Consider the following 12,473-nt stretch of genomic DNA (forward strand, 5'->3'; position numbering starts at 1 on the left):
TGCCGAAACCGATGACGAGGACGTCGGCTTGGATGGAGTTCCCAACGCTTTCCATGATCTTTGGCCCTTTTACGCGTCAAGGTGGACAAAACAACCTCCGAGCCTGCCTCCCGGCGCCGGGAATCGCATCCGGGTACACCCGAGTCCTCGGTGCGATCCACCTGGGAACCACCGGTCCGCGGGGCAGCGATCCGAGTGAGTTCACAGGAGCGAGTGAGAGCTCGGTGCCGGGCTTTGACTGGGGATTCCTTCGATGCGAGCCGATCGGTCCGGCGGGAGAGTTCTTCGAACCGCGGCGGGGGACGCAGGGCCCGCCGCCGCGGGGCGGAGCAACCATGCCGATGAGGCAATCGAAGGTCGATCGGAAGGAAGCGGTCACGATGAACATCAACTGGCTAGAGGGCGCCGGGGCTCACCCGGACGGATCCGGAGCACAGCCGACCGCGCAGGTCTTCGCCGGACAGAAACTTGTCGTCCTTGGTGGCACCAGTGGCATGGGACGTCAGACCGCAGCCGACGTCGTGGCCGCCGGCGGCTCCGCGGTCGTCATCGGGCAAGATCAGGTCAAGGTCGATGAGACGGTGAAAGCACTCGCCGAAGGGGGAACGGCGCACGGGATCGCTGCCGACCTCACCGTTAGGGGCCAGGTGGAGAGTGTTCGCCGGCAACTCGCCGAGGAGCACGCGGACGCCACGCTCCTCGTCAATGCGGCCGGCATCTTTCTCCCTCAACCGTTCCTCGACCACGACGCGGCGGCCTACGACGCCTACCACGAGTTGAACCGTGCCATCTTCTTCATCACCCAGACAGTCGTCCGAGGGATGGTGGACAGGAAACAGGGCGGTTCCATCGTCAACATCGGCAGCATGTGGGCGCACCAGGCCATCGGTGCCACTCCTTCAGCCGCCTACTCGGCGGCGAAGGGCGGGCTCCACGCCCTGACGCACAACTTGGCCCTGGAACTCGCACCTTACGACATCCGGGTCAACGCGGTGGCCCCGGCGGTCGTGGCGACGCCCATCTACGAGAAGTTCGTGCCACAGGACCAGATCGAGGCGACGCTGCGAAGCTTCGACGGGTTCCACCCACTCGGGCGCGTCGGGACGCCCCGCGACCTGGCGAACACCATCACGTTCCTGCTCTCGCCTGCGACGAGCTGGGTGACCGGCGCCATCTGGAACGTCGACGGCGGCGTGATGGCCGGCCGCAACACCTGATCAGCACGGCTGCCGTGGGGTGCTCCGATGACGGGAGGTGGACCTTTCGTGCTGAATTGACAGTATCCCTGATCTTTCGGTGGTCGAGATCTCCTCAAACAGGGAAACTGAATGGGTCGGCGTCCATACGATACAGACCGGATCGATCTCGCGAGCGAAGTTTCGCTTCGAATCGGCTCGAGTCGCTGCGGTCCGCCGCGGAACGCCTGCCTGTTCGTTCAGCACTCTCGCCTCGCGGACCCGAGTGCGCAAGGGTGCACCCCAGGAGATCGATGTCAGTCGAAGGCCGCTACGAGACGAGTGGTATCAGCCACCAGGTTCCTCCGAGTCCGATCGTCTGGACGCGCTGGCCCGGTTGCTCGATCCTCCCACCTTCGAGGTTTCCGGCCAGGTCGGCATCCGGCCCGGGCGGGTGTGTCTCGACGTCGGTTCCGGAAACGGCTCGTTCGCTGGCTGAAACCGTGTGGGCACTTGGTGATCAGCGGCCTCGACGTCTCGGCCGGTCCGGCATCCCCGTATCGGGAATTGATCGACGTGGCAGAGGGGTGCGACGGATGCTGCGGGAGGACATCGGCACCGACCTCACGGCGGAAAGGCTCTTACCTCGGTGGGTGAGGAACAACGGGCTCATCGGCGTCCGCACCGTTTACCACCCGGCCATAGTCGGCGCAGGCGATCCTGGTGGTGAGTTCCTGCGTGCTTCGCTCAACCAACTTCAGCCGGCCATCGTGGGGGCGTCACGCATGATCCGGGGTCGATGGGACCTTGGCGCGACCCGGAGATGAGGGTCGATCAGGTCGAAGCCGCGCAAGCCCACGAGTGGGCAGAGGTGATGATGTCGACCTTCGGCTTCGACCCGGTGCTCGGCGACGTAGCGGCCGTGCGCGTTGGGCTGCCGGGTTGGCAGCAGTTCGCGACGCCGATAACGACAGGAAAGTCGAACGGGATCCTCCTGAAGCGCTTCGCCTGATAATCAGTGCGGTGGTCGAGCCGGGGATCATCGAACCCCAAAAGAACGTTGGCGGCGAAACCGCCAATACTTTCCCAGGATATCAACTTGACTCTATAAGTTGTCGAACCGCTTCGTCTTCGGTGGCACGCAGGGTGCGGATCGCGAGGAGAGGAACGCGTCGTCGAGCCAAGTATCCGACGGTAGCCAGTCGAGCCTGGCATTGCCAGAGAATGTGCGGTGTGTCGGTGATAATCTGACCGATTGGGTCACGGGAGCGATCCGAATGTTTGATGTATGTGAAAGATACTTGCTCTTTGGGCCTTGGCGTTCCACTCTGGCGGTGGTTCGGTGCGCGATTCCCGCCCGACCCGGGCTTTCGACGCGTGAGAAGGGGTTCGGTCTCCAGATGATGACGCTACCGACCGCACGTTTTTACGAGGTCGAGAACTGGATCACCGGCGGGAGTACCGATCTCGGCATCGGTGGATCAGCCGACTCACTTCGCGTCAGTGACACGAAGATCGCCTACCTCGACGGCGGCGAGCGCTGGGGAGTAACCATCGGCGACCTGCCGGGCGCGACGTTCCACGTCGTACTGCGCGGCTCCGCGCACATCGAGGTGGACGGCGATGAGCCGCGAGAATTGCTCTCGGGCGATCTGGTAATGCTGAGGTCGGGACAACGGCACCGGCTGTACTCCGCTCCTGGACTGCTCTGTGAGCCCTTCGACGAACTGGCCGGTGGTCACGACCTTCGAATGGGAGCTCAGCTCACGGTGGGTCATGGTCAGGCGTCGGCCCGGCTGATGTGTGGCTTCTACCGTGAGGACATCACGACGACGGTAAACTTGTCGGACCGGATTCCTTCGTTCGTGCACGTCCATGCAGGTGCCAACCGTCCTCTCGGACACGTGGTGCAGTTGCTGTGGCACGAGGCAGGCGTCGACAACGCGTCGGGGGCCATGGTCGACCGGCTTGTGGAAGTGTTGCTGGCACAGATCTTACGCTGCCGGGTATTGTCCGGCGTCCGTGAAACCACGGCCATACAGCAGTCTTCGATGCTGCGGTATCCGCTCGTGGACGAGGCGCTCGCGACGATGCTCGAGGACCTTTCGCACGACTGGACGCTTTCGACTCTGTCCGCTCACTTGGCCGTGTCCCGGGCTACGTTGATCCGCCACTTTCGCGCTGCGGTCGGCAAGCCGCCGCTGGCCTATCTCACCGAGCAGCGGATGGAGCTCGCGGCCCAGAGGCTCCGTCGGACGAGCGAACCGATCAGTGGAATAGCTCATTCGGTCGGCTACAAGAGCGAGCACTCGTTCATCCGCGCCTTCAGGCGAGTTCGGGGGATCAGCCCGGGCCGGTTCCGTGCGCTCGGCGGCGAGGGGGCCGTCGATGGGCTTCCTCTGCTGCGGAGGACCGGTTCGTGACCCTGTCACTGCAAATCAGTCGGTGTGGCCGTTTGCGGCGAGCGCCGGCGGAGCTTTTTCCGGGCGTCGAACACAGCCTTGTAGCGGGCATTTCGATCCGCGCGGTGCGCCGGACCGGGGTGCGCGGGCGTCTCCGCGAAAATCATCCGTATGACCGACAGGACCGAGTCTGCAGCGCCCCTGGCAGGCGAAATCGTCGGTTTCGGGTCCCCGAATGTCGAGTTTTCCCGCTATTTTCTCGATTTCGGTGCTTGCAGCCGCAAGGAGGTACTGGCGGAGATCGACTGCGGCCCGCTCGCGCGCGCGGCCACCGGAGACCGGTCACGACACCATCTTTCCCGTAGACGGAACATTCCACAGTCCGCGGATCCTTTCGGCTCGATGGGTTGGGGGAGAAGTGGCCCGCGGCAACTGTAGGAACAGGGGATCTCCAAGACCATGGCCGAGGTGCTCACGTCGGTATCCGAAAGGATCACCAGATTCATCGTGCGTGCAAGTAATCGTCATTCCAGGCCGCTAAATTATTGTCAGAAACGGAACCGAGCCTGAAGGGCTTCGCATGAAGAGATCCATCCCAGTGCTGGCAGCGGTGTCGCTGGCACTTACCGTCGCGACCGTTGCCGTCCCGGCCGCCGGTGCGGCGCCGCTGACGCAGGGCTTTGCCGGCCATGCCGTGTTCGTGCAGACCAACGACCCGGCCGGAAATGCGGTCGTCGTCTACGACCGGCGCCAGGACGGCAGCCTCGCGCCTGCAGCGCGCTACTCGACCGGCGGCCGCGGGGGCGCGCTGGCCGGCTCGGTGGTCGATCGGCTCGCGTCGCAGGGAGCACTCACCTACGACTCGGTGCACCACGTCCTCTACGCCGTGAACGCCGGGAGCGACACGGTCACGGTTTTCGGCGTGTTCGGCGACCGCCTCCTCCGCCTCCAGGAAGTCTCCACGGGCGGTTCCTTCCCGGTCAGCGTCGCTGTGCGCGACGGCGTGGTCTACGTCCTGAACGCTCGCAATGGTGGTTCGGTTCAAGGGTTCCGCAGCTTGGCCGGCCTGCTGATCCGGGTTCCGGCCTGGCACCGACCGCTGGGCCTCGACACGGCCAAGTCGCCTGAGTTCAACAACACTCCAGGCCAGGTGGGCTTCACACCGGACGGAACGAAGCTGATCGTAACCACAAAGAGGAGCACCAACAGCGTCGAGGTCTTCACGCTCGACCGGTTCGGCGCACCATCTTCGCGCCCCGTGGTGACGCCGGATGCGGACAACGATCCGTTCGCCTTCACGTTTGACACCAAGGGGCATCTGGTCCTCGCGGAGGGCGGGCCGAATGCGGTGGCGACCTTCACAGTCGACCGCGGTGGCAATCTCGAACTGGTGGATCGAGTCGCCACCGGCGGAACCGCTACCTGCTGGGTGACGACCGACGGCACCGGTGTCTTCGCCGCGAACGCCGGTACGAGCACGATCTCCCGATACACCGACAAGGGTGACGGGAAGCTCGGCGCATTGGGCACTGTCGGTACGGGTGCCGGGCCAGTCGATCTCACGGTGACCACTGACCTCCGCTACCTCTACGCCGAGACGAGCGGCGCCGGCGGGATCGACGCGTTTCGGATCAACCCCGACCACACGCTGACCGCGGTCGGCACTGTCAGTGTGCCGGGTACGTCGGGTGGCGAAGGAATTGCTTCTTCGTGATGGCCTGACTGATCCGCGGGCCGTGCTGCCTGGCGCGGTCCGCGGTACTCCGTCGTGTGCGGGAGTTCGACGTCGGCGTCTGCGCGCATGATCCGCCCGTTGAGTGGATTTCATTCGAGCGTTGTACCCACTCTTGGGCTGGACGACCACCACGGCGCAATGGTCGAAACGGTGTCAGCGGGCGGGCTGGGCCATGCCGAGGAGAGCTTGTGCGAGTTCGATCCGCTCTCAGGCTTCGTTGCCGGGCGAAGTCCGGAGCTGTCCTGCAGCTGTTCTCCGAGTGAGCAGGCAACGGCAGGGTGTGGTCAGCGGGCGCTCAGGGATCGTCCGAGAAAGTCACGAACGAGGTGGGTGACTTCGGCGCCCGCGCTTTCCAGCAGGAAATGACCGCCGTCGAGGAGGTGGATCTCGGCGTCGGGTACGTCCGCGGCGAAAGCTTCGGCGCCCTCCGGTGCGAAGATCGGGTCGTTCTTGCCCCACACGGCGAGCAGGGGAGGACGGTTGGCTCGCAGGTAGTCGTGTAGCGCCGGATAGAGAGGCGGGTTGGTGGCGTAGTCGAGAAAGAGCGCGAGCTGCACGGCGTCGTTGCCGGGCCGGGACAGCAACGCGAAGTCGTGGTTCCAGGTGTCTGGGGTCACGACGCTTTCGTCGGGAACTCCTGTGAGGTACTGCCACTTGGTCGTTTCGAGGGTCAGCGCAGTGCGGATGGCGGCTTCCGCTTCGGGTGTCTGCGCCTGCTGATAGTTCCACACCGTCTGCCAGAATCCCGGGATGAATCCGGCGTCGTAGCCGTTTCCGTTCTGCGTCACGATCGCGGTGATGGCCTTCGGGTCGGCCAATGCCAGGCGCCAGCCGATCGGAGCGCCGTAGTCCTGGACGTACATGGCGTAGCGGGTCACCCCGAGCCGGTTGAGGAGCCCCTTCGTCAGGTCCGTTAGCGCGTCGAAGGTGTAGTCGAACTCTTCGGTGGAAGGCGCGTCAGAGTAGCCGAAACCGAGGTGGTCCGGCGCGATGACGTGGAACCGGTCCGCCAACCCGGGGATGAGGTTCCGGAACATGAACGAACTCGTCGGGAATCCGTGAAGGAGCACGATCACCGGAGCGTCCGCAGGCCCCGCCTCGCGGTAGAAGAGCTGTCGGTCTTTCACGGTCGCGTACCGATGGTGGACAACGTTCATTTCGGGCCTCCCATGGCTGAATCCGGCGGTGGCCGCTTTACAGCGGATCGACCCCTCAAGATGCTCCGATGGCAGGCCGATCGCATCGGCGAAGTCCCCAGCGGCGCTGCGGGAGTTCCTGTGTAGCGGGCGACTGGGGTACGCAGCGAAGAGCCGCAGCAGATGCTGACGCCGGCCCCGGCTCATCAGCTGTCGTTGCTGCGCAGCCGTTCGCCGAGCTGGCTGCGCGACGTGATGCCGAGCTTGGCGAACACCTTGCGCAGGTGGTACTGGACAGTGTGTGAGCTGATGAAGAGGCGGCTCGCGATTTCACCATTCGTCAGGCCGTCTCGGGCGAGCCTCGCGATCTGCTCCTCCTGGGCCGTGAGCTCAGGATCGATTGCGGCGTGGACGGGCTTGCCTGAAGTGCCTCCTGCGGCTCTCAACTCACGTGCGGCCCGGTCGGCGAAGGCCTTCATACCCATTTCCGCCAGCATGGCTTGCGCGGTGCGCAGCTCACCGCGCGCGTCACGGCGGCGGTTGCGGCGGCGCAGCCACTCTCCATACAACAGGTGGGCACGTGCCAGGTCCGCGCGCATGCGCGTGCGGCCGAGCCGGTCGATGGATTCGCGGTACAGCTCTTCGGCCTTGTCGCCATCGGTGAGGAGCGCTCCGGTGCGTCTCCGCAGACCCAGTGCCCAGTCAGTGGCGCTGGTGCGGGTCATGTCCTCGAATTCCGCATAGACGTCCGCCACGGCCTCCGAACGGTCACTGCGCACAGCGGCTTCGACCAGTTCGGGTACGTGCCAGATCCATGAGCCTGGCGCCGGCTCGATCCGGACGGCGCGCTCGGCCACTCGGAAAGCCTCGTCGTAGCGGCCCAAGCCGTTGGCCAGCAACGCGGTGGCCCACTCCGCGAAGGTGATTCCGACGCCCTCTCCGCGGAGAGCGGAATCGGTGGTGGTGGCGTCGATGAGCTCCGTCGCGCGGGCATGATCCCCTCGGAACGCGGCGACACCCATGGGCCCGTACGCAGCGAGGTCGCTTCCTGTCGCGCTGTTGACCGCCTGCGCTTCTTCGGCGAGTGCCGCGGCCGAAGCAAGGTCACCCGAGAACAAGAGGAAGTAGGCCCGGGCGATCAAGGCGAGGGGGAGCTCGGCGAGATCACCGATTCCGCGAGCGAGCGCCAGGTACCGCATCGACAGGCTGTTCCACGCCGAATCATCCCAGGTACGTATCGCCGTCGTGCACGCCAGCCACAACCAGTGGAGATCACTCCCGCGCGGTGTCCCGGAGCCGAAGTCGGCGAGTGCCTTCCGCAAAGCAGGCAACCCCGCGCCGTACCCGTCGTTGAGAGCGGCTGCGGTGCCGTCGAGCAGAAGGTCCAAGGCCTGCGGGATACCTGGTGGTGGCGGCGCGGCGGCGGCGGCACGCGCGACCTGGAACACACCGCCCTCGGCCGGGGCGAGGCGGCCGGAGAAGATCGCAGCGGAGAGTGCTTCGAGATATGTCGACCTGGCGAGAGCAGGTTCGATCGGGGTCAAGCGCATGGCCGCTCTGACGAGCAGGGTCGGTGCGTCACCTCCGCGGTTCGAGACGAACGCCAGCTTGGCTCGCACGAGGTCGACCTGTGCGTGCTGAAACTCGTCCAGAGGCCCGGACTCGGCCATGGCAAGCAGATCGAGCGCGGGCTGGAACGCGCCCGCTTGCAATTGCGCCTCCGCAGCCGTGAGTGCGCGGGTGGCGCGCTGGAGCGGGTCGGGGGTCAGGACGGCGGCACGCCGCAGGAAGGCCGCGGCGGCCGCGGCTCCGCCCCTGGCCTTCGCGCGCTCGGCGGAGCGCAGGAGCTCGAGCGCGACGTCCTCGTCGGGGCCGACTGTGGCGTGTGCGCGATGCCATGCTTTCCGGTCCGGGTCCACCTGACCGTCGATCACCTGTGAGAACACTTCGTGCACGCGCAACCTGTCCGCCTCCGAAGCCGACTGGTAGATCGCGGACCGTGCGAGCGGGTGGTGGAAGCGCACCCGCGTCCCCAGCTCGGCCAGACCCGTCTCGATGGTAGGAGTCGCTGCGGCCGCGTCGACGCCGAGAGCCCGGGCGGCCCGCCACACGAGGGCGGGATCCCCCGACGGATCGCTCGCGGCGATCAGGAGCAGTTTCCGTGACGCTTCGGGGAGGGCAGCGGCACGTCTGCTGAAGGATTCTTCGATGCTCGCGGCGACGTGCATCGCGCTCGGAAGCCCGAAGCCGCCTGCCAGCTCGGCTGGGGTCAGGCCGCGGGGCAGCTCGAGCAAGGCCAGGGGGTTGCCACCCGTGTCCGCGATGATCTGGTCGCGGACGCCGGTGTCGACCGGACCGGTCAGGACGGTGTCGAGCAACGCTCCGGCGTCTGCCGGCCGCAGACCGTTGACGGCGAGGTCCTGCAGCCCGTTGAGGTAGGTGGTCACGGCGCGGGTAGCGATCACCAGACCTACGGACTCCGTGTGCAGGCGCCTCGCCACGAAGGTGAGAGTTCGCGAGGAGGCCGGGTCCAGCCACTGCAGATCGTCCACAAGGCACATCAGAGGTCGTTCGGTGGCGGCCTGTGAGAGCAAGCCGAGTAGCGCCAGCCCGACGAGGAACTTGTCAGGCGTGGTCCCGCCGCTCAACCCCAGGACGGTCCGCAACGCTTCTCGTTGCGGACCAGGCAGATGATCGAGATGATCGAGCAACGGCGCGCACAGCTGGTGCAGTCCGGAGAAGGGCATCTCGACTTCGGACTCGGTGCCGGCCGCGCGAACTACCCGGAAGCCCGATGACTGCACCGACAAGTAGTCGAGCAGAGCGGTCTTGCCGACGCCCGGCTCGCCGTGCAGCACGAGCGCGCGACTCGTGCCGGAGCGGACGTCCGCGATCAGGCGGTCGAGCACACTGCATTCAGCTCGACGGCCGATCAGCTCGGCGGCTCGGCGCCACCGAGGCAGGTCCGCTGGTATATACACTCTTACACGCTAACCCGTCAGGGCGTGGGACGAGCAGGCTCATTCGATACGAATTTCTGTCTGAAAGTTGCACGGTGGACGCTATCAGTCGCTTGTTGCGCATGGCGCAACTGGAAGCCCGTCTGGATCGACGATGCCTCCTGGGAACAGCGACCCGAATGGATGTCGCTCGCCCTGCTCCCTTGGAGGCGCCGTTTCACGTGCTTCTGGAGGGGGAGTGCCGGCTGCAGGTCGGCAGTACGGTGCTGGACCTGCAGGCCGGCGACGTCGTGATGATCCCGAGTGGTGCCCCGCACCGGATCACGACTTCGGGGCCCGGAGAGGCGCGAGGGGTCATCGAGACTCCGGGCGAAGTGTTCATCACCACCCGAACAGTGGACAGGATCGAGGCGCCCACGATCGATCTGTTCTGCGGCCACTACACCTTCGACACCGGAGCCGGGAAGCTGTTGTTCCGCAGCCTGCCCGACCCAGTGCACGTCTGTTTCGGGAAGGCGGACGAGGGCGCCGGGGTCTTGCGGATGCTCAGCGACTTGATGCGAGGCGAAGCTCGCCGTGAGGGTGATGGTACGGCGGCCATCCTGTCGTCGCTGTGCACCGTCTTGCTGGCGATGGTGCTGCGGACCTCGCGCGGTCAGGCCACGAGTGCGGCGATGTGGACCGCGGCGGCGGATGCTCGGATCGCCGACGCCGTCGAGGCGATGCTGCGAAACCCCGGTGCCGACTGGAGCATCGAGCTTCTCAGCCGCGCCGCGGCGATGTCGCGGGCGACCTTCCTCAGGCACTTCTCGCAGGACACCGGTACCACCGTCGGGGCTTTCCTGACCAGGGTGCGGCTGATGTCGGCAGCCCAGTTGCTCAAATCCACCGATCTGACTGTCGCGATGATCGCGAGCCGGGTCGGCTACCAGTCGGAATCGGCCTTCTCGCGAGCGTTTCGAGCCGAGGTCGGCACGACGCCGGCTCGCTTCCGCCGCGGTCAGCACCAGGAGGCGCGACTCGGCTCTCGCTCCGGAGAAGCCGAAACTGACTGAGTGCGGACACCACCGCCCGAGTACCAGCCGGTAGGCGCCCAGAGCCGCCGCGGAAGGGGTGCCACGGCCTCAGCGGGTGGCACACCTCCCAGGTGGCGGCGATCCGTTGCTCAGGCGTCGAGGAACTCCGAGAGCTCTTGTTCCAGCCGGGCCTTGGGCATTGCTCCCACGAGCGTCTTGCGGACTTCTCCCCCGCGGTACACCTTCAGCGTCGGGATGGAACTGATGGCGTAACGCTCGACCGCGTCGGGATTCTCGTCGACGTTCACCTTCACGACACTGATCTCATCGGGGTGCTCGGCCGCGAGTTGCTCCAGCACCGGAGCGACGGCACGGCAGGGGCCGCACCACTCGGCCCAGAAATCGACGAGAACGGGCTTCGCCGACTCGATGACTTCGCCGCGAAAAGTGGCGTCGGTGACGGCTGGGACGCTGGACATGGGGCCTCCTTGATGGGCTGAGGGTCGTGGTCAGGATTTGCTGTGGGGAGTGACGAGTTCCGGGTACTCGCTGGGCGTCTCGGTGAACACGTTGAAGTAGTTGGTGAGCGTGTTGAGTGCGATGTTCCCGATGATCTCAGCGATCTCGGCGTCGGTCACGCCCGCCTCGCGCGCCTGCGCGACGGCCTCTTTGCTGGTGTTCCCGCGGTTGCGGGAGATGGCGTCGGACAGCTTCAGAATCGCGTCGATGTGGGGATCTTCCGACGCGGCATGACGTGCGCGATCGATCTCGTCACCGTCGATCTTCGCCACTTTTCTCGCCAGGAAGCTGTGTGCCGAGAGGCAGTAGGTGCAGCCGTTGTGCTCCGCTGAGCTGAGGGCGAGCCGCTCGCGGACGGCCGGCGGCAGCTGACCTTCGCCGAGCGCCGCCGACAAGTCGAGCCAAGCCTTCAGTACGGCGGGGCTGTTCGCCATGTACGTCGCCATGTTCGGGATCACACCGTGGGTCTTCTTCAAGCGTGCGTAGAGGTCGGCGACCTCGGTGGTGTTCGTGGCTGCCGGTTCGATTCGAGCGAGTTCTGGCATGACAAGGACCTTTCACGTGAGGGGTGCAGGACACCGCCGGGCTCCGAACGCTTTGCTGATCCGCCGCCCAGGTGGAGCGCCGAGCTCCACTGGAAACCAGCTTGCCCGCCACTCGATGATCCGTCCAGGTTGCCAAATATCAGTTTTCTGCCCGAGAGTCTCAGGGTGTGATCGGTCTCGAGAGGTTGTCTCGAGCATGGAAATTCCCCGGACTGCTCGAATCAAGGAATTCGTAAGGCTTGCTCTGGAAGATTGCACACCTTCCGGAAGGGGCGCCTCATCCTCGTTGTCGGGGTTCGATCGTGAAGTCGAGCTTCCCGAGGACGCTGACCGCACCGGACTTGCCGCCCTCGAAATCGGTGGATGCGAGGCGCACGCCGGTTGCGAACTCGTAGGCGGTGCCGAGGATGGCTTTCGGTGGGTAACGCCGGCCCTTCCAGACGAGCTCGTAGGTCGTGGAAGGGGCGAAGCCGTGGGTGGCGAAGAAGCTGTCCGGCCCGAGCTGGTCGTATTCATCCAAAGCCCGAATGACATCGGCGCGGGCCACTTGATCCCAGTGCACCATGAGAAGACCTCCCGGGTACGCAGTCGGTTGTCAGGGCAGCCTGCCTCCGGTGTCGGAATCTCGCGTCCGAGAACTCCCCAGTTCGCCGGTGACCGTCGGCTCATACCGCAAGGTTTGCAGTGGCGCAAGACCAAGGATATGGTGGGAAGTGCCGGTTATCCGGATCTTGAGGGCAATACTTCTGCAGGCCCACCGAGTCCTGAGTGGACCGTTGTGTCCGACTCTTCCGAAATACGCCATAGGGGTTGAAGAGTCAGCCGATCCTGGGGCGCCCGCTGGGGATTTCCCTGACGCGAGTGCGACTGCGTGGCGACAAGTCTGAGCCGACCGAAATTGGATCAGCGATCATGGAGCGGGTATGCAGGCTTCCGGCCACCTCTACATCCAGACCAACGAGATCAAGAACGCGATCATCCACTA

General features: G+C 65.4%; 10 protein-coding genes. 5 read left to right on the top strand and 5 right to left on the bottom strand.

What is annotated here, in order from left to right; all coding sequences use genetic code 11:
- Positions 1–341: 341 nt before the first annotated feature.
- From ACWEOE_RS41640 to ACWEOE_RS41655, 4 genes are all read left to right on the top strand, one after another.
- Positions 342–1,217: an SDR family NAD(P)-dependent oxidoreductase gene (locus tag ACWEOE_RS41640; RefSeq protein ID WP_452019295.1), complete on the top strand. Its 876-nt coding sequence runs from the start codon at positions 342–344 to the stop codon at positions 1,215–1,217.
- 781 nt (positions 1,218–1,998) lie between these two features.
- The gene (locus ACWEOE_RS41645; protein WP_452019297.1) at positions 1,999–2,187 is read left to right on the top strand and encodes a hypothetical protein; all 189 of its coding nucleotides are present in this window, start codon (positions 1,999–2,001) and stop codon (positions 2,185–2,187) included.
- Positions 2,188–2,575: 388 nt separating this feature from the next.
- Positions 2,576–3,598 (top strand): AraC family transcriptional regulator, encoded by a 1,023-nt coding sequence (locus ACWEOE_RS41650; RefSeq protein ID WP_452019299.1) that lies wholly within the window; start codon positions 2,576–2,578, stop codon positions 3,596–3,598.
- Positions 3,599–4,157: 559 nt separating this feature from the next.
- The gene (locus ACWEOE_RS41655) at positions 4,158–5,291 is read left to right on the top strand and encodes a lactonase family protein (RefSeq protein ID WP_452019301.1); all 1,134 of its coding nucleotides are present in this window, start codon (positions 4,158–4,160) and stop codon (positions 5,289–5,291) included.
- A 305-nt stretch (positions 5,292–5,596) separates the two neighbouring features.
- Here the strand turns inward: ACWEOE_RS41655 and ACWEOE_RS41660 are convergent, their stop codons facing one another.
- A complete protein-coding gene (locus ACWEOE_RS41660) occupies positions 5,597–6,469 on the bottom strand; it encodes an alpha/beta fold hydrolase (protein WP_452019313.1) in 873 nt (290 codons plus the stop codon).
- Positions 6,470–6,654: 185 nt separating this feature from the next.
- Entirely contained in the window at positions 6,655–9,429 is a 2,775-nt protein-coding gene (locus tag ACWEOE_RS41665) for a helix-turn-helix transcriptional regulator (RefSeq protein WP_452019303.1), read from the bottom strand.
- 74 nt (positions 9,430–9,503) lie between these two features.
- On the opposite strand from ACWEOE_RS41665, the gene ACWEOE_RS41670 reads away from it, so the two are divergent.
- Positions 9,504–10,463, top strand: a complete 960-nt coding sequence (locus tag ACWEOE_RS41670; RefSeq protein WP_452019305.1) for a cupin domain-containing protein — start codon at positions 9,504–9,506, stop codon at positions 10,461–10,463.
- A gap of 110 nt (positions 10,464–10,573) precedes the next feature.
- Here the strand turns inward: ACWEOE_RS41670 and trxA are convergent, their stop codons facing one another.
- The 3 genes from trxA to ACWEOE_RS41685 form a co-directional block, all read right to left on the bottom strand.
- Positions 10,574–10,903 carry a thioredoxin gene (trxA, locus tag ACWEOE_RS41675; RefSeq protein WP_452019307.1) on the bottom strand — a complete coding sequence of 110 codons (330 nt, stop codon included), beginning with the start codon at positions 10,901–10,903 and terminating at the stop codon, positions 10,574–10,576.
- 30 nt (positions 10,904–10,933) lie between these two features.
- A complete protein-coding gene (locus ACWEOE_RS41680; protein WP_452019309.1) occupies positions 10,934–11,389 on the bottom strand; it encodes a carboxymuconolactone decarboxylase family protein in 456 nt (151 codons plus the stop codon).
- Positions 11,390–11,765: 376 nt separating this feature from the next.
- Positions 11,766–12,053, bottom strand: coding sequence for a hypothetical protein (locus ACWEOE_RS41685; protein WP_452019311.1), 288 nt, complete (start codon positions 12,051–12,053; stop codon positions 11,766–11,768).
- Positions 12,054–12,473: the final 420 nt, after the last annotated feature.

Source organism: Amycolatopsis sp. NPDC004368, from assembly GCF_053602515.1.

Excerpts from the sequence above, each read along its gene's own strand:
- ACWEOE_RS41640 (WP_452019295.1), top strand. The coding sequence starts at position 342 with ATGAGGCAATCGAAGGTCGATCGGAAGGAAGCGGTCACGATGAACATC.
- ACWEOE_RS41645 (WP_452019297.1), top strand. The coding sequence starts at position 1,999 with ATGAGGGTCGATCAGGTCGAAGCCGCGCAAGCCCACGAGTGGGCAGAG.
- ACWEOE_RS41650 (WP_452019299.1), top strand. The coding sequence starts at position 2,576 with ATGATGACGCTACCGACCGCACGTTTTTACGAGGTCGAGAACTGGATC.
- ACWEOE_RS41655 (WP_452019301.1), top strand. The coding sequence starts at position 4,158 with ATGAAGAGATCCATCCCAGTGCTGGCAGCGGTGTCGCTGGCACTTACC.
- ACWEOE_RS41660 (WP_452019313.1), bottom strand. The coding sequence starts at position 6,469 with ATGAACGTTGTCCACCATCGGTACGCGACCGTGAAAGACCGACAGCTC.
- trxA (WP_452019307.1), bottom strand. The coding sequence starts at position 10,903 with ATGTCCAGCGTCCCAGCCGTCACCGACGCCACTTTTCGCGGCGAAGTC.
- ACWEOE_RS41680 (WP_452019309.1), bottom strand. The coding sequence starts at position 11,389 with ATGGCGACGTACATGGCGAACAGCCCCGCCGTACTGAAGGCTTGGCTC.
- ACWEOE_RS41685 (WP_452019311.1), bottom strand. The coding sequence starts at position 12,053 with ATGGTGCACTGGGATCAAGTGGCCCGCGCCGATGTCATTCGGGCTTTG.